This is a genomic window from Serratia sp. A07 (genome assembly GCF_058725505.1).
The window spans coordinates 19,836-37,729 of sequence record NZ_JBZXDO010000029.1 but is presented as its reverse complement, the minus strand read 5'-3'; the positions used below and the strand labels follow the sequence as shown (position 1 = coordinate 37,729).

Annotated in this window: 14 protein-coding genes and 1 pseudogene; 3 read left to right on the top strand and 12 right to left on the bottom strand. The window is 58.1% G+C overall.

Translation table 11 applies throughout. The annotated features are described in order from the left end of the window. Positions 1-6 precede the first annotated feature (6 nt). The 6 genes and pseudogenes from AC4PR2_RS21930 to AC4PR2_RS21905 form a co-directional block, all read right to left on the bottom strand. Positions 7-1,505: pseudogene (locus AC4PR2_RS21930) on the bottom strand (sugar ABC transporter ATP-binding protein). Between the two features lie 9 nt (positions 1,506-1,514). Next, complete coding sequence (locus tag AC4PR2_RS21925) at positions 1,515-2,132, bottom strand: DUF2291 family protein (RefSeq protein ID WP_049200071.1); 618 nt, start codon at positions 2,130-2,132, stop codon at positions 1,515-1,517. A gap of 64 nt (positions 2,133-2,196) precedes the next feature. Further along, complete coding sequence (locus AC4PR2_RS21920) at positions 2,197-3,129, bottom strand: D-ribose ABC transporter substrate-binding protein (RefSeq protein WP_049195436.1); 933 nt, start codon at positions 3,127-3,129, stop codon at positions 2,197-2,199. 63 nt (positions 3,130-3,192) lie between these two features. Beyond that, positions 3,193-3,993: a GolD/DthD family dehydrogenase gene (locus tag AC4PR2_RS21915; protein WP_197780161.1), complete on the bottom strand. Its 801-nt coding sequence runs from the start codon at positions 3,991-3,993 to the stop codon at positions 3,193-3,195. 10 nt (positions 3,994-4,003) lie between these two features. After that, complete coding sequence (locus AC4PR2_RS21910) at positions 4,004-4,909, bottom strand: transketolase family protein (protein ID WP_049200073.1); 906 nt, start codon at positions 4,907-4,909, stop codon at positions 4,004-4,006. A gap of 2 nt (positions 4,910-4,911) precedes the next feature. Beyond that, positions 4,912-5,715: a transketolase gene (locus tag AC4PR2_RS21905; protein ID WP_049200074.1), complete on the bottom strand. Its 804-nt coding sequence runs from the start codon at positions 5,713-5,715 to the stop codon at positions 4,912-4,914. Between the two features lie 390 nt (positions 5,716-6,105). Between AC4PR2_RS21905 and AC4PR2_RS21900 the strand changes: the two genes are divergently transcribed. Continuing rightward, positions 6,106-6,900 carry a DeoR family transcriptional regulator gene (locus AC4PR2_RS21900; RefSeq protein ID WP_197808239.1) on the top strand — a complete coding sequence of 265 codons (795 nt, stop codon included), beginning with the start codon at positions 6,106-6,108 and terminating at the stop codon, positions 6,898-6,900. A gap of 22 nt (positions 6,901-6,922) precedes the next feature. Here the strand turns inward: AC4PR2_RS21900 and pgpB are convergent, their stop codons facing one another. Continuing rightward, complete coding sequence (gene pgpB, locus AC4PR2_RS21895) at positions 6,923-7,684, bottom strand: phosphatidylglycerophosphatase B (protein WP_087762718.1); 762 nt, start codon at positions 7,682-7,684, stop codon at positions 6,923-6,925. Between the two features lie 279 nt (positions 7,685-7,963). Between pgpB and ribA the strand changes: the two genes are divergently transcribed. Then, positions 7,964-8,557 carry a GTP cyclohydrolase II gene (gene ribA, locus AC4PR2_RS21890; protein WP_019452695.1) on the top strand — a complete coding sequence of 198 codons (594 nt, stop codon included), beginning with the start codon at positions 7,964-7,966 and terminating at the stop codon, positions 8,555-8,557. A 57-nt stretch (positions 8,558-8,614) separates the two neighbouring features. Here the strand turns inward: ribA and acnA are convergent, their stop codons facing one another. From acnA to topA, 4 genes are all read right to left on the bottom strand, one after another. Further along, positions 8,615-11,287, bottom strand: coding sequence for an aconitate hydratase AcnA (acnA, locus tag AC4PR2_RS21885; RefSeq protein ID WP_492175452.1), 2,673 nt, complete (start codon positions 11,285-11,287; stop codon positions 8,615-8,617). 223 nt (positions 11,288-11,510) lie between these two features. Next, positions 11,511-11,747, bottom strand: a complete 237-nt coding sequence (locus AC4PR2_RS21880; protein ID WP_060424102.1) for a hypothetical protein — start codon at positions 11,745-11,747, stop codon at positions 11,511-11,513. A gap of 99 nt (positions 11,748-11,846) precedes the next feature. Continuing rightward, on the bottom strand, positions 11,847-12,821 hold the full coding sequence (gene cysB / locus AC4PR2_RS21875; protein ID WP_004930690.1) for an HTH-type transcriptional regulator CysB: 975 nt from the start codon (positions 12,819-12,821) through the stop codon (positions 11,847-11,849). Between the two features lie 361 nt (positions 12,822-13,182). After that, a complete protein-coding gene (gene topA, locus AC4PR2_RS21870; protein WP_492175451.1) occupies positions 13,183-15,780 on the bottom strand; it encodes a type I DNA topoisomerase in 2,598 nt (865 codons plus the stop codon). Between the two features lie 427 nt (positions 15,781-16,207). Here topA and AC4PR2_RS21865 point away from each other — a divergent pair, with 427 nt between their 5' ends. Further along, on the top strand, positions 16,208-16,459 hold the full coding sequence (locus tag AC4PR2_RS21865) for a YciN family protein (RefSeq protein ID WP_004930700.1): 252 nt from the start codon (positions 16,208-16,210) through the stop codon (positions 16,457-16,459). 51 nt (positions 16,460-16,510) lie between these two features. Here the strand turns inward: AC4PR2_RS21865 and sohB are convergent, their stop codons facing one another. Next, positions 16,511-17,557, bottom strand: coding sequence for a protease SohB (gene sohB / locus AC4PR2_RS21860; RefSeq protein WP_038877302.1), 1,047 nt, complete (start codon positions 17,555-17,557; stop codon positions 16,511-16,513). Positions 17,558-17,894: the final 337 nt, after the last annotated feature.

Here is a 17,894-nt window from a genome sequence, read left to right as displayed (position 1 = left end):
TTATCCTTATGCATGTGGGGTTGAGGCGCGGATCAGCGTTTCGCGATCGGCCCGTTCGCGCGGCAGATCGGCCGTCAGCTTCCCGTCCGCCATCACCATCACCCGGTCGGCCAGTGAGACCACCTCATCCAGCTCCGACGAAGAGAACATCACCGCCAGCCCCTGGCGTGCCATAGCGCCAATCAGGTGATAAACGTCCGTTTTGGCGCCGACGTCGATTCCGCGCGTCGGCTCATCGAGAAACACCACCTGCGGCCCGGTCAGCAGCGCCTTGCCCAACACCACTTTTGCTGATTGCCGCCGCTGAGGCTGGTGATTGGCAGCTCCCGGTCGCTCACCTTGATCGCCAGTTTTTCGATCATGCCATCGACCAGCGCGCACTCCCCAGCCGCCGCCAACGGCCGCAGTGCATTGCGCCCCAGGCTGGCCAGGGTCATGTTGGCCTTGATCGACATCATCTGCACCAACCCCTCCGCCTGCCGGTCTTCCGGCACCAGCGCCATGCCCAACGCCATGCGTTGACGAAACCCCAACCGCTCCACGCTTTCGCCGTTGAGCAGAATGCGGCCGGCGGTCTGGCGCATCACGCCGTTGATCACCTTGAACAGTTCGGTGCGGCCGGCGCCCAACAGGCCATAAATGCCGATCACTTCCCCTTTGCGCAGTGAAAAACTGACGTCGTCGAGGCAATAGCCGCCGCTTTCACGCGGCAGCGTCAACCGCTCGACCTTCAGCACTTCATCCCCTTGCTCTGCCGCGCAATAATCAAAGTGTTTGCTCTTTTCCCCGACCATTTTTTCGATGATCCACGGAATACTGACGTTGCAGACCGACTCGGCGGCAACAAAACGCCCATCGCGGAACACCGTGATGCGATCGCCAATCTCCATCAGCTCTTCCAGACGGTGAGAAATGTAGATGATGGTGACGCCGCGTTTTTTCAGATCGGCGATCACCCGAAACAGCGTGCGCACCTCAGCCTGGCTCAGCGCCGATGTTGGTTCATCCATGATCAGCACCCGGGTGTCCTTCGCCAACGCGCGAGCAATTTCAACCAGCTGCTGATGGCCGATACCGAGGCTGCCCAACGGCGTATGCGGATCGATGTCCAACTCCAGCCGCTGCAGCAAGGCTTTGGCCAGCTGATATTGATAATCCACATTGATGCGGCCACGCTGGAAGAACTCGTTGGCCATAAAAATGTTGTCCATCACCGACAGGTTGGGGAACAGATTCAGCTCCTGGAAAATAATGCTGATCCCGAGCCGCTCCGCCTTCTGCGTGGAGGTTAACGTCACCGCTTTTCCCTCCAGCTCGATGGTGCCGGAGGACGGGGTTTCCACCCCCGCCAGCAGCTTCATCATGGTCGATTTGCCGGCGCCGTTTTCGCCGATCAGTACGTTGACCTGATTGCGAATCACTTGATAATTCACGCTATCCAACGCCGTGACGCCGGGATAGAGACGCGAAACGTTGCGCGTTTGAATAATGACCGGTTCGCTCATCACGCCCCCTTAAGGTTGAATGCGTACCGGCGTGATCAACAGCGGCTCGGCAGGTGCCTGCCAGCTGCTGAATACGCCATACACGGTAATGTGGTCACCCACCTTGGGTTGGGATCCGGCCAGTTCGTCGATCGAAGCCTGATTAATCGCCCTGGCGAAATCACCGAACAACGCTTGGTCATTGAAATCGCTGTAGCTCAGGCCGCGATAGCTGTCGCGCAACGCCGTACCGCGATAAACCGGCCCTATCTGCACCTCCACGCTGCTGAGCGGCGCATCGGTCAGTTTGAGCGTTAATTTTCCGCTGCGCGACCGGGTGTTGACCGCCGCGACTTCACCGCTGACCTTAACGTTGAAATAACAAGGAAACTCCGGTTGAGCGCGGTACCCCAGCAGACCACAGGCGCTGTCAAAATCCTTGGCCTGGGCGATCCGGGCGATCAGCTCGCCCAGCGGCTGCGCCGTTTTGATCGCTTGCGGGGCGATTTGGCTGCGGTAAATCTCCGCCGCCTGCGCCACATGCGGATTCACCGGGGAGCGAAGCTCCGCCAGTTTTTTCTCCGAGACGATACGGCAACCGCTCAACGTCAGGACGACGGTGACGGCCAGCGCAATGCGCATCGACATAACAACACCTCCGATCGCACCCCGCCGCCGGGACGGGGTGATGAAAGACACCGCTCAGCGCGGATTACGGTTTGAAGTTGAAGTCACTGACCCGTTGCGCATTGTCTTTGCCGATCAGGATGCCGCGGAACATCACGCGCTCCTTGCCGGTATAGCTGCCGGATTGGAAATAGCCGTCGAGGATTTCAACGCCCTGCGCGGCGATCGCCTGCGCCTGCAACATCACGCTGGCATAAAGGCTACCGTTGAGAATGGCGTCGCGTTCATCGTTGCTGCCGTCGATGCCCACCACGGTGACATCCTGCCGGCCGGCGGCCTTCAGCGCCGCCACTGCCCCCAGCGCCACCGGGCCGTTGCCGCAGATCACGCCTTTGATGTCCGGATGCGCCTGCAGAATACTGTCCATGATGCGTTTTCCCTCCAGCAGATTGCCCTTGGCATCCTGACGCGCCACGCTGACCATCTCAGGATATTGGTCGATCACGTTGTGGAACGACTGCGAGCGCGTGACGCAGTTATTATCCGCCAGGTTGCAGGTCAGCTCGGCGTATTTGCCGGTTTCTCCCATTTTTTCTACAAACTGGTTGGCGACGTCCGAGCCGGCCTGGAAGTTGTTATGGGTGATCTGCGCCAACGCTACGCCATCGACCGGGATCTCGCGGTTGATCAGTACCACCGGAATACCGGCGTTTTTCGCCTGCTGCACGGCGGCGACGCTGGCCTGGGAATCGGCGTTATCCAAAATGATGCCCTGTACTTTGCGGCCGATAACCAAGCTGATCAGCTCCCCCTGGCGCTTAACGTCTTCGCCGTGCGACAACACCAGCGTCTGGTAACCGAGGGACTTGGCCTTGGTCTCGGCCCCCTTGGCCTCTGCGGAGTAATAAGGGTTATCCAGCGAATTGACGAGAATGGCGATCGTGCCCTTTTCCGCCGCCATGGCAGAGGTGCAGGCAAAACCGGTGAGCAGGGTAAGGTAAGTGGCTATTTTTCTCATGATGGTGTTCTCTTATCGTTGTGTTGAACATCGTCTGGTGTTGGCGATCGCTGCGGTTGCCGCTTACCAAATGGTAAAACCGCCGTCGATCATCAGGTCCGCGCCGGTAATCATGTCGCTGCCGTTGCTGGCAAAAAACAGGATCGCCGCCGCAATTTCGTCGGTATAAGCAAAACGCCCCAGCGGGATCAGTTTTTTCATCGTCTCGCCCTTCTCGCCGCGCCAGGCTTTCTCTCCCATAGGCGTCAGCACCACGGTGGGCGATAACGTGTTGACCGTAATGCCGTGCGGCGCCCATTCTTTGGCCATCACCTTGGTCATGCCCAGCAGCCCTGCCTTGGCGGAGGTGTAAGCGCAGTGATCGTCAATGGCGATGGAGGCCGCCTGTGATGCGATGTTGATGATTTTCCCGCCGTGGCCGGCGGTTATCGCACGGCGCGCCAGTTCCTGCGAGCACAGGAAGGGCCCGGTGAGATTGACCGCCAGATGGCGCTGCCACTCCTCGAGCGTGACCTCCGTCGCCGGCTGCAAATTGACGTAGCCCGCGCAGTTGACCAGGATATCGAGCCGACCAAAGCGAGATTGAGCCGCGTTGAAGGCGGCAGCCACCGAGTCGGAATCGGTCACGTCACATACCTGGCAGAACACCTGTTCTTCCCCCAACTCTCGCAGCGCTGCCGCGGCCTTGTCCTGTTCAAAGGCCGGATACATCAATACCAGGCGCGCGCCCTTTTCCAACAGCAGGCGATTGGCGGCCATCGCGATGCCGCCCAGACCGCCGGTGATCACGGTAACCTTCCCTGCCAGCGACATCCGGCTATCGACACCGTAGCGTAAATTGACGTCGTATTCGTTCCGATCCATCGCATTCCCCCTATTGCGTTAACTGAGCCTGTAATCCTGCAGCGTCGATGGCATATTGACGCCGCAGCGCCGCCCGGCTGCTGCTGTGAGTAAATTCGTAAGCCGGCACGCCCAGTGCGGTAAACGGCCGCGACAGCTGATACCGCAGCAACAGTTCACCGATGATGGTACCCAGGCCACCGCTGAGGGCGTGCTCCTCCATGGTCAGCACCCGACGGTGCGAACGCATCAACGCCACTACCGCCGCCTCGTTGAGTGGCCAGAGCGAAGGCAACGAGACGATGGTCGGATTTTCGCCCAACGCCAGTACCTTCATCGCCTCATGAGCCACCGTCCCCAGGCAAAACACCAGATTGTCAGAGCCCTGATGCAACACCTCCGGCTCTCCGGGGCGGAAGTGATAGCTCGCGTTCAACACCGGCAGCTTGTCGCTGTCCATGCGGATATAGGCCGGGCCGGGTTGCGCGATGACATGGCGGACAATCTCTGCCGCTTGCCGCGCATCCGCCGGCGCATAGACGCTGAGATTGCCCAGCGTGCGGGCGATGGCGATATCGTTCATGCAGTGATGCGTCGCCCCCAGCGGCCCATAGCCGAATCCGGCATTCAGGCCGAGCATTTTCACGTTGGTTTCCGTGTAGCAAACATCGTTTTTCATCTGTTCGTTAGAACGGGCAAACAGAAAAGGCGCGGCATTGGCGGTAAAGACCGTACGGCCACTGAGCGCCATGCCGGCGGCCATGCCCACCATGTTCTGTTCGGCAATTCCGACGTTCACCACCCGCTCTGGATAAGCCTGCTCGAAAGGTGCAATTTTCGACGTGGACGTGGAGTCCGCGACCATCACGCTCAGATCTGCACCCGCCAGCTGCTCTTCGATCAACGCCGTCACCACGGCATCGCGTAAATCCTGCATGTTCACCCCTCCAGTTCCGCCAGCGCCTGCGCCAGCTGTTGTTCGTCCGGTACCGCGTGATGCCAGGCGGCAACGTTAGCCATAAACGACACGCCGTGACCCTTTTCGGTATTGGCTAAAATCACCCGCGGCTTGTCCTGGCTCGGGCGTTGGATCGCCGCCACCAGCGCCGCCGGATCGTGCCCGTCGCACTCCAGGGTTTCGAAACCGAAAGCGCGCCATTTTTCCGCCAGCGGTTCCAGCGGCATGATGGCCTCTGTCTTACCCGCCAACTGCAGCCGGTTGCGATCGACGATGGCAATCAGGTTATCCAGCTTGAATTTGCTGGCCGCCATTGCCGCCTCCCAGTTGGATCCCTCCGCCAGCTCACCGTCGCCCAGCAGCACAAAAGCGCGGCGATGTGCGCGCCCGGCCAATTTGTTGCCCAGCGCCAGCCCCACGGCGATCGGTAGGCCATGCCCTAAACCGCCGGAGTTAATCTCTACCAGTTCCGGCAGTTTCTGTCGCACCGGATGCCCGGCCAGCAAGGTGTCGTCGCCCATGAACTGATCGAGCACCGCGGGATCAAGCAGGCCCATCGCCGCGCAGCTGCAGTAAAAACCGCCGGCGCCGTGCCCTTTAGACAAAATAAACCGATCCTGATCGGGCCGGACATTGCTGCGATCCATCACCGCCATATACAAGGTGCAGATGATGTCGATTTCCGATAGGTCGGCGCCGGTATGGCCCTTGCCTGCCTTATGGTTCATGGTCACCACATATCGGCGCGCCTGGCGCGCCGTGTTTTTAATCGCCTGGAAGTCCATCGTCACCTCTGCTTAAGCGCCTTGATTATCGTTATCGCATCGAAACCGATCCGCTAACTCGCCTTTGATTTTCGAATGGAAATCATAAGCAGCAAAAACGATAATTAATGTGGGCAAGATCAAATTTCAAACAAAAGCACTCAAAAGGCAAAACCGCAAATCATTAAAATATTTAAATAACAATTACATATGAACAAAAAGACTACTTTAAGTTCGTTTTTACCGCTGTTTTTTTACTGACCTCATTGATTTTCGAATAAAAACCAAAAGGATTTGACTGGGTTTATCCGTAGCTTTATCAATAATCGCAAGCTAGAATTCAGCACATCAATTAAGGAATTGCCGTGGCAAACCGCGCGGCGGGAACTGACAGGTGCAGGAGTCTTTCGATTGAAAAGCAAAAGCGAACAGCTGGCGGAAATGCAGCAACGGCGCGAAAAGATCCTCGACATGATCCGCGAAGACGGTTCGGCGACGGTCAAAATGCTTACCGATACCTTCAAGCTGACCGAGGCGACCATTCGTACCGACCTGCGGGTTCTGCAGCAACAAGGCTACGTGCAGCGCTTCCACGGTGGCGCAACCCTGATCGACGGCAAGCAAAATACCCATGCCATGCTGTTGGAACGCCAGGTCAACCTGACCGCCAAGGATCGCATCGGCAAGCTCGCCGCCGGTTTTATCGAGCCGGGCGACACCATCATTCTTGATTCGGGCACCACCACTACGGCTATCGCCAATCACCTGAACCACATCAAGAAACTGTCCGTTATCACCACCGGCGTCAATATCGCGCTGCAGCTGGGGGGCGAACCGGGCGTGAACATTTTGCTGACCGGCGGCTCGTTCAAATTTCCGACGCTCTCCACTTCCGGGGATAAAGCCGCCAGCTTCTTCGAAAACGTGCTGGCCCAGAAACTGTTCCTCGCAACGGCCTGTATCTCACCCCGTCACGGACTCAGTTTCCCAAGCGAAACCGACATCAAACTGAAAATGGCGATGATCAACGCAGCCAACACGGTGTATGTGGTTGCCGACTCTAGCAAGATCGATAAGGTGTCGATGTTCGCATTGCCCTGTGACTGGCAGCATATCGACTATTTGATTACCGACGACGGTATCAGCGATACCGCCATACAGGCCTTTGAGAAGGTAGGGGTGAAGGTGTTGATGGCAGGCGCCTGACTGGCGCCTGCGAGAAGCGTGCTTATTCCGGCTTGCGCGCCGCGATTTCCTGCTGCTCTTGCGGCAGCGGCGCCAGCGGGCCGAACCAGCGCTGCGCCAGCCAGCAGGTAACCACCACCAGCAGCCAGCTGATCAGCGTGGCCATCGCCAGATCGCGCGGCCAGTGCATGCCCAACAGCAGACGGCTGCCCATCACGCCGGTCGCCCACACCATCAGCAGCGCGACGGTTTTATAATGGCGGCGCGGCCACAGCAGCCCTACGCCCAACAGCGCCCAGGTGGCGGCGAACATGGTGTGCCCCGACGGGAAAGCGAAGCCGGTTTCAAACTGCCAGTGCTTGCGCAGCCAGTTCGGCACCAGCGTCTGATCCTGCAATTGCTCGCGCACCAGCGCGCTGCGCTCTTTGCGATGCAGCGAATAGAAGTATTTGCCGTCCACGCCGTGGGTTTGCTCCAGCCATACCACGAACGGCCGCGGTTCCTGCACCCGATCCTTGATTAACGACTTGACCCCCTGCCCGATCACCAGCGCGGCGAAAAGCAGGAGCGCCAGACCGATAGCCGCCTTCAGGCGAAAGCGCAGGCACCACAAAAACCAGCCGCAGAGGATAGCGCTGGTCAGAATGCCCCATGGCGAGGTCACGGTTTCGGTCACCCAGTACAGCGCTTTGAGCAGCGGCTCATTGCCGCCGGGTTGCCAGTGCCAACCGGATACCCAGACCGCCAGCGGCATCAACAGCAGCAGCAGTGCGCCGCCCGCCGTGCGTTTTGCTATCTCATACATTCTATTCTTCCTCTGCGTGAATCAGGCAGCAGTGTAACAAGAGTGCAATATTGATAACACGCGAAAAATTAAACAGATAGGCAACCTATCGCAATAATAGGTGGCCAGAAAACGCCATCTGCTGGTTTGCTGAGCACCGCCCGGCAAGAAGTTGTGGCAAAATAGCCGATAATTAACGAAATAGAGATCGGCGTAGCACGTTTTAGTCTTGGTCAATTTACCGAACCGGACTTAGGATGCGCGACAATGATTGAATCGTACGCTTTTGTGGAGAGTGACATGCAGCTTAAACGGGTGGCAGAGGCTAAACTGCCGACACCTTGGGGCGATTTCCTGATGGTAGGATTCGAAGAACTGGCGACCGGGCATGACCATCTGGCGCTGGTATTCGGTGATATTTCCGGCGAAGCGCCGGTGCTCGCGCGCGTGCATTCCGAATGTCTGACCGGCGATGCTCTGTTCAGCCTGCGCTGCGACTGCGGTTTTCAACTGGAAGCCGCGCTGGAGCAGATCGCCGAAGAAGGCCGCGGCATCCTGCTTTATCATCGCCAGGAGGGCCGCAATATCGGCCTGTTGAACAAGATCCGCGCCTATGCCCTGCAGGATAAGGGCGCAGACACCGTGGAAGCCAACCACCAGCTCGGCTTCGCCGCCGACGAGCGCGACTTCACCCTGTGCGCCGACATGTTCAAACTGCTGGGCGTCGACGCGGTGCGTTTGCTGACCAACAACCCGAAAAAGGTCGAGATCCTGACCGAAGCCGGCATCAACATCAGCGAGCGCGTGCCGCTGATCGTCGGCCGCAACCCGAAGAACGAACACTATCTGGCGACCAAGGCCGCCAAAATGGGCCATTTGCTCGACCAGAAGTGATCGCCGCCGCGGCGGATACAATCAGGGCGCCTTGCGGCGCCCTTTTTTATTGCTTAATCACAGCATTTTCCTGATCACATAGTGCAGGATGCCGTCGTTTTCGTAGTAGGTCAGCTCATTGCCGGTATCGATGCGGCAACGGGTTTCGATCACTTCCTTACGCCCGTCGGCATAGGTGATATGCACCGGCACCGTCTGGCCCGGCTGCAGCTGCTGCAGGCCGCCGACGCTGATCTGCTCATCCCCGGTCAGCCCCAAGGTTTTGCGCGTCACCCCTTGCGGGAACTCCAGCGGCAAAATCCCCATGCCAATCAGGTTGGAGCGGTGGATACGCTCGAAGGACTCGGCAATCACCACCCGCACGCCCAGCAAGCGCGGCCCTTTCGCCGCCCAGTCGCGGCTGGAGCCGGAACCGTACTCTTTACCGGCGATCACCGCCAGCGGCACCTTCTCCTGCTGATACTGCATGGCGGCGTCGTAGATAGACAGCTGCTGCTGCGACGGAATATGGCGGGTATAACCGCCTTCCACGCCCGGCACCATTTCGTTGCGGATGCGGATGTTGGCGAAGGTGCCGCGCATCATCACTTCGTGGTTGCCGCGGCGCGAGCCGTAGGAGTTGAAATCCTGCGGCGCCACGCCGTGCTCGCTCAGGTAGCGCCCCGCCGGGCTGTCGCGCTTGATGTTGCCCGCCGGCGAGATGTGGTCGGTGGTCACCGAATCAGCCAGAATCGCCAGAATGCGCGCGTCTTTGATGTCCTGCACCGGATCCGGTTTCACCTTCATGGTGCTGAAGAACGGCGGATGGCGGATATAGGTAGAATCCTCCTGCCACTGATAGGTTGCCGAACCGGCCACCTGGATCGCCTGCCAGTTGGCGTCACCGTCGAACACTTCGCCGTATTCCTTGTGGAACATCTCGGTGCGCACTTCTTCCACCGCCTGAGCGATGTCCTGACTGCTCGGCCAGATATCCTTCAGGTAGACCGGTTGACCGTCGTTGCCCTCGCCCAGCGGCTCTTTGGTCAGGTCAATCTTCATGCTGCCCGCCAGCGCATAAGCCACCACCAGCGGCGTCGAGGCCAGCCAGTTGGTTTTCACCAGCGGGTGAATACGCCCTTCGAAGTTGCGGTTGCCCGACAGCACCGCGCCCACGGTCAGATCGCCCTCTTTGATCGCCTGCTCGATCGGATCCGGCAGCGGGCCGGAGTTACCGATACAGGTGGTGCAGCCATACCCCACCAGGTTGAACCCCAGCTCTTCCAGATAGGCGGTGAGTTTGGCGCTGTCGAAGTAGTCGGTTACCACTTTGGATCCCGGCGCCAGCGAGGTTTTTACCCAGGGTTTGCTACGCAGCCCTTTCTTGACGGCATTTTTCGCCAGCAGGCCGGCCGCCATCATCACGCTCGGGTTGGAGGTGTTGGTGCAGGAGGTGATCGCCGCGATCACCACCGCGCCGTCGCGCAGTTCGTGCTGCTGCCCGTCCAGCGTAAAGGTTTTGCTGTCGGTATTGGCTTTGTGCCCCCCGATATCCAGCTCGGTAGCGGCCTTGAACGCCTGCGGCACATTCGGCAGCGCAACGCGATCCTGCGGGCGTTTCGGCCCGGCGAGGCTGGCTTCCACGGTTGACATGTCCAGCGCCAGCGAGCTGGTGAAGACCGGTTCATCACCCGGGTTACGCCACATGCCCTGCGCTTTGGCGTAGGCTTCCACCAGTGCGATTTGTTCGGCGCTGCGGCCGCTGAGCTTCATATAGCCGAGCGTAACGTCATCCACTGGGAAGAAACCGCAGGTGGCACCGAACTCCGGCGACATGTTGGCGATGGTTGCCCGGTCCGCCAGCGGCAGATCGGCCAGCCCGTCGCCGTAAAACTCGACGAACTTGCCGACAACACCGTGCTTGCGCAGCATTTGGGTCACGGTCAACACCAGGTCGGTGGCGGTAATGCCCTCGCGGAGCTTGCCCGTCAGCTTGAAGCCGACCACGTCCGGGATCAGCATCGACACCGGCTGGCCCAGCATCGCCGCTTCCGCTTCGATGCCGCCGACGCCCCAGCCGAGGATGCCGAGGCCGTTGATCATGGTGGTGTGGGAATCGGTGCCCACCAGCGTATCGGGATAAGCCACGCGGCGGCCGCTTTCGTCGCTATGCCAGACCGTTTGGCCAAGGTATTCAAGGTTAACCTGGTGGCAGATGCCGGTGCCCGGCGGCACTACGCGGAAGCGGTTGAAGGCTTTCTGCCCCCAGCGCAAAAAGGTGTAGCGCTCGTGGTTGCGCTGCATTTCGATACGCACGTTGTCTTCAAAGGCGTTGTCATCGCCAAATTCATCGACGGTAACCGAGTGGTCAATCACCAGATCCACCGGCGACAGCGGGTTCACTTGGTCGACGTTGCCGCCCAGCCGCCGTACCGCTTCGCGCATCGCCGCCAGATCCACCACCGCCGGTACGCCGGTAAAATCCTGCATCAGCACGCGCGCCGGACGGTAGGCGATCTCACGGTCAGCATGGCCGGTTTGCAGCCAGGCAACGATGGCCTTGAGGTCGTCAACCTGCACGGTGTCGCCATCCACATGGCGCAGCAGGTTCTCCAACAGCACTTTCATTGATTTCGGCAACCGGTCGATATCACCCAGCTGCTTCGCCGCCAGCGGCAGGCTGTAGTAGTAATACTCGCTATTCAGCGCAACCAGCTTATCCAGACTTGTTTCACGAAGATCGGACGACATAGCTCCTCCATTTCTTATTGTGACTAAAACAGGGTAATCAGTGAGGTCTTGTTTAAAGATACCACAAAGATAAGTTAACGTTTTGATAACAACACGATTTGATCACAACGATAGGCGGGAACAATCAGCGGGAAGGAAGTGCGAGCGCCGCCAAGGGGTTAGGCAATGCGCCAACAAAAACGCCGCGACGAGGCGGCGTTTTGGCTGGGAAGATTTCGCGGCTTTAGCGGGGTTTACGCACCAGGCGGCGACAGACTATTAGGACAACCGCCGCAATGATGGCAGAGACACCCAATTTAATGGCAATGACAACCGAGTCGAAATTATTCATCCCTATTTCACCATCACCGCTAATTTCTATGTTGTTGGAAACGAAGCTGTCGAAAATGCCGTCTGGTAGGTAGCGCAGCAACAAAAGGGTGAGCAACAAGAACAGAACAATCCAGAGACTTTTTTTCATCGTGATACCACGCATTTACGGTAATCAGTACGGATTTCCGGGCTAAAAAAACCCGGTTAGGCAGGCGCCTAACCGGGATTGATTTGATATCGTCGATGGTTACTTAATCGGCAGTTTGATGTCCTTGAACATCGCTTCGATCTCTTCGTTGGAGCGCAGCGCCACCGCGCTGTCTACCACATCGCGCGTCAGGTGCGGCGCGAAGCGCTGAATGAAGTCGTACATGTAGCTGCGCAGGAAGGTGCTGCGGCGGAAACCGATCTTGGTGGTGCTGTAGGTGAAGATATCACGCGCATCCACCGTCACCAGATCCGGATCCTGCACCGGATCCACCGCCATGCTGGCGATCACCCCCACCCCCAATCCCAGACGCACGTAGGTTTTGATCACGTCGGCGTCGGTGGCGGTAAAGACAATGCGCGGCGTCAGGCCGGCGCGGTTGAAGGCGGTATCCAACTCCGAACGCCCGGTAAAGCCGAAGGTGTAAGTGACGATCGGGTAAGCCGCCAGCTCTTCAATGCTGATGCTGCTTTTGCCCGCCAAAGGATGATCGGGCTTCACGACTACCGCGCGGTTCCAGTGGTAGCACGGCAGCATGATGAGATCGTCGTACAGGTGCAGTGCTTCGGTGGCGATGGCGAAATCGGCGGTCCCTTTGGAGACCGCTTCGGCGATCTGCGTCGGCGAACCCTGATGCATGTGCAGCGAGACGCGTGGGTAACGCTCGATGAAGCCTTTGATTACGTTAGGCAAAGCATAGCGAGCCTGGGTATGCGTGGTGGCGACGTACAGCGAGCCTTTGTCCGGATAGGTGTGTTCACCGGCGACGGCTTTAATGGCGTCGACCTTGGACAGCACTTCACGTGCAATGCGAATGATTTCCTGGCCGGCCGGGGTGACCTGGGTCAGGTGTTTGCCGCTGCGGGCGAAAATCTGGATGCCCAGCTCATCTTCGAGCATGCGCACCTGTTTACTGATGCCGGGTTGCGAGGTATAGAGCCCTTCTGCCGTCGAGGAGACATTCAGGTTGTGGTTAACCACTTCCACAATGTAACGAAGCTGCTGCAATTTCATATCTTATACCATCCTAGGTTAAACACTGCGGCTTACCCGCAGCCAGGTATATCGGTGTCGCCCCGGTATGCTGAAAGTCACAAGCCATAAACACCGTGTTTTACCCTGATGGTGAAGAAAACGCCGTTGTTAATAAGCTTTAATAATAAAAAAACTTTTTATATAACCACTATACCACGTTGCAGCTTCAAGTATAGATCCGCGTCACACTATGATAACGATTATTTTGCATTGGTATCAACGTGAAACGGCGGTGGCGGAGGGATAAAAACAGCAAAGGATAGATCCGTTTGTCCCTTTTCACCAATAAAAAAACCAGCCGCCGGGGCTGGTTTTTCATCTTACTGGCAGGACAGCGGCCTTACTTCTTGCCTTCGACCCACTTGCCGTCCACGTAGAACGCGGACCAACCGGTCGCCTTGCCATCTTTTTCAGAAGAGACGTACTGCTGTTTGGTTTTACGGCTGAAACGCACCAGCGTTTTATTGCCTTCGGCATCCGCCACCGGCGCATCGGCCAGATAGCGCAGCTTCTCCGGCAGGCGATCCTTGAAGCGAGCCAGCTCTTCCACCAGCGGCGCACGGGTCTCGCGCGATTTAGGGAAGGTGTTGGCCGCCAGGAACACGCCGGCAGCGCCGTCACGCAGCACGAAATAGGCGTCGGACTTCTCGCACGGCAGCTCCGGCAACGGCACCGGATCTTCCTTCGGCGGCGCGACATCGCCGTTACGCAGTATCTTGCGGGTGTTTTTACAGTTCTCGTTGGTACAGCCCATGTACTTGCCGAAACGCCCCATTTTCAGGTGCATTTCCGAGCCGCACTTGTCGCATTCCACCACCGGGCCATCGTAGCCTTTCAGGCGGAACTCGCCCTCTTCGATTTCATAGCCGTCACACGCCGGGTTGTTACCGCAAACGTGCAGCTTGCGCTGGTTGTCGATCAGGTAGCTGTCCATCGCCGTACCGCATTTCTTGCAGCGACGGCGGGCGCGCAGCGCGTTGGTTTCCGCGTCGTCGCCTTCGAGGATATTGAGCACTTCCGCTTCCGGCACCAGATTGATGGTGGTTTTGCAGCGCTCCTTCGGCGGCAGCGCATAGCCGGAACAGCCGAGGAACACGCCGGTGCTGGCAGTACGGATACCCATCTTGCGGCCGCAGGTCGGGCAGTCGATGCTGGTCATCACCATCTGGTTAGGCCGCATGCCGCCTTCTTCCGGATCTTTCTCCGCCGTTTCCAGCTGCTCGCTGAAGTCGACGAAGAACTCGTCCAGCACCGCTTTCCACTCGGCCTGGTTGTTGGCGACCTCATCGAGGCCGTCTTCCATGCGCGCGGTGAAGTCATAGTTCATCAGCTCGCGGAAGTTTTCTTCCAGGCGATCGGTGACGATCTCACCCATTTTCTCGGCATAGAAGCGGCGGCTTTCCACCCGCACATAACCGCGATCCTGAATGGTCGAGATGATGGAGGCGTAGGTGGACGGACGGCCGATACCGCGTTTTTCCAGCTCTTTCACCAACGAGGCTTCGCTATAGCGCGCCGGCGGCTTGGTGAAGTGCTGGCTCGGGATCAGTTTCTGCAGATCCAGCTCGCTGCCGATTTCGACGTATGGCAGGGTGCGATCTTCATCGCCCTTGCGCAGCGCCGGCATCACCTTGGTCCAGCCGTCAAAGCGCAGCGTACGGCCCTTGGCGCGCAGCTGATAATCGCCGGCCTTCACCGTCAGCGTGGTGGAATCGTATTGCGCCGGCGTCATCTGGCAAGCGACGAACTGTCGCCAGATCAGCTGATACAGCTTCTGCGCGTCCGCTTCCATGTCTTTCAACTGTTCGGCGAGCAAGTTCACGTCCGAAGGACGGATCGCTTCATGCGCTTCCTGCGAATTCTCTTTGCTGCTGTACTGATTTGGCGCCTTCGGCAGGTATTTGTCGCCGAAGTTGTCGCCGATATAGCCACGCACCATGTTGAGCGCATCCTGGCTCAGGTTGGTGGAATCGGTACGCATATAGGTGATGTGGCCGGCTTCATACAGCCGTTGCGCCATCATCATGGTTTTCTTCACGCCGAAGCTCAGGCGGGTGCTGGCGGCCTGTTGCAGCGTGGAGGTAATGAAAGGCGCGCCCGGTTTGCTGCTGGTCGGTTTGTCTTCGCGATCCAGCACCGTGTAACGGGCTTTTTCAAGCAGTTTGACCGCGGCGTGAGTCTGCTCGCGGTTGACCGGCTTGAACGGTTTGTCGTGCGCATGGGTCACTTCCATCTGCAGCGCGGTTTCGCCCTTCGCCAGCAGATCGGCATGCAGCTCCCAGTACTCTTCCGGCACGAAGGCCTTGATGTCGCGTTCGCGCTCGACCACCAGGCGCACCGCCACCGACTGCACGCGGCCGGCGGACAGGCCGCGGGCGATTTTCTTCCACAGCAGCGGCGTGACCATATAGCCCACCACGCGGTCCATGAACCGGCGCGCCTGCTGCGCGTTGACGCGGTCAATGTTCAGCTCGCCCGGCTGTTTGAACGCCTGCTGGATCGCGTTTTTGGTGATTTCGTTAAACACCACGCGGCTAAAGCGTTTGTCATCCCCACCGATCACTTCCCGCAGGTGCCAGGCGATGGCTTCCCCTTCGCGGTCAAGGTCGGTTGCGAGATAAATGTGGTCGGCGTTTTCCGCCAACGATTTTAACTCGGCGACCACTTTTTCTTTACCCGGCAGGATTTCATAATGCGCTTTCCAGCCGTGGTAAGGGTCGACGCCCATGCGATTTACCAGCGCCGCCTTCTCATCTTTTTTAACTTTTTTCTTGGCTTTGTCTTCGGTTGAGTCAGCGCTCTTTTTGCTGGCTGAGCCACTGGTCGGCAAATCACGGATATGACCGACGCTGGACTTCACCACGTAGTCACTTCCTAAATATTTATTAATAGTTTTGGCTTTTGCCGGGGACTCAACTATTACGAGAGCTTTACCCATATTTACCTTTACCTAATTTATTTCTTCTAAAAAGAAGTCTTTTATCTCGCCGTGCCGCGGCAATTCGTGTCTCTTTTTTTATATTGCGGCAGTCTGGCAAGAGATCAACAGATTTTTTTCTTTTGGTTGCCCAACTGCTCAACCTGAACGCAAGTTGTTGATCCTGCCTGCTATTCACCCATGCCCCAGAAGTATGGCTGTGTGAGTTTTATTCATGGCGTAAACAAAACCTTCCACCCGACGCCGCAAAATCCCACACTGTACCTGATAAAAAGCGTCACGCAACCTAATTAGCACGGAAAGACCGATTTCGCCAACCGGCGGCCGCCCATGGCCATCCAGACGGCAAATAAACCTTAGTCGGTTTGCGGATAAAAGCGAACCGGCGTTAGAATATGCGCAGAGTTTTTAGTTTGGAGTCTAATAAATGCGCACAAATACTGCCCCTATCGGCCGCGAGGCCCTGCTGGCGGAAGCAAATAACATCATCCGCCAACACGAAGATTATCTGCACGGCATGATCGCCACCGACGTTGAACAAAAAAGCGGCGTTTTAGTTTTCCGCGGCGAATACTTTTTGGATGCCGATGGATTGCCCACCGCCAAAACCACCGCGGTATTTAATATGTTTAAACACTTGGCCCATCTGCTTTCGGAAAAATACCACCTGGTCGATTGAGAAAAGAAAACGGGGGCAGCTGGCCCCCGTTGATTCACGCTATCGCCGCCGTTACAGCAGCGGCTTTTCACCACGCTGCCACCAGCGCAACAGCAAGCGATCGACGCTTTCCGCCGCGCTGCCGGTGAAGCGATCCATCAGGCGTTTGCGGCGCGTATAGCGCACGGCGATCACTTCGTGGTTATCCAGCTCGGCGATCAGCAAGTCATCGCTGGTGCCGATGGCGTCGATCAGCCCCTTCTCTTTCGCCTGTGAACCGAACCAGTGCTCACCGGTGGCGACGCTGTCGATGTCCAGCGACGGGCGCTGCTCATGCACGAAGCGCTTGAACAGCTCGTGGGTTTCGTTCAGATCTTCGCGGAACTTCTCGCGCCCCTGTTCGGTGTTTTCGCCAAACAGCGTCAGCGTGCGTTTGAACTGCCCGGCGGTGTGCAACTCCACGTCGATGTCGTTCTTCTTCAGCAGGCGGTGGAAGTTCGGGATCTGCGCCACCACGCCGATGGAGCCGATGATGGCGAACGGCGCCGCCACGATGCGATCCGCGACGCAGGCCATCATGTAGCCGCCGCTGGCCGCCACTTTATCCACCGCTACCGTCAGGCGAATGCCGCCTTTGCGCAGGCGCTCCAGCTGCGAGGCCGCCAGGCCGTAGCCGTGCACCACCCCGCCCGGGCTTTCCAGGCGCAACAGAACTTCATCCTGCGCCGACGCTACCGCCAGCACCGCCGAGATCTCTTCGCGCAGCGAGGTCACCTCGTGCGCGTCCATGCTGCCCTTGAAGTCCAGCACATACAGGCACGGCTTAGTCACTTCCACCGCGCCGGACTTGGCGCGCTGCTTCTTCAGCTTGTCGTCGGCCTTGGTCTGCTTCTTGAACTGTTTCAGCCAGACCTTCTGCTCGGCGGTATCCATACGCGCCAGGCGCATATCACGCTGCATCTCGCGATACTGTTCACCGAGATCGGTCAGCTGCAGCTCCCCTTTCTGGCGGTTCTTGCGTTGCCCCAAACTGACCGCCAGGATGGCCAACGCGGCGATGGCGAGCACCACCGTGGCGACCTTGGCCAGAAACAGGCCATAAACAGATATAAACTCCACAGATTCCGCCTTTATTTACAGGTTGTTAGTATGCTTCTTTCCATTTTAGCCAACCGCAGCGGCTGCTGTCGCGGCTAAATGAAAATTCATTGCGCACGGATCATCACTATGGGGACGATTCAAGGCCGAACCAAGGCGCCGCCGCCGTGCTTTTGTTACAAAAGAATGCCATTTCAGCCTGCTACGCATTGAAAATGCCCACGGATTAAGGCATATAACACCCATTATTCATCAATACGATGAGACGGATTCGCTGCGCGGCCCGCAGACGGTCGAGCCTTCGCTCCCGCCCCGGCCGCGCGTTTCACCCTTGCTCCCCGATATTCGCGGGAGAACA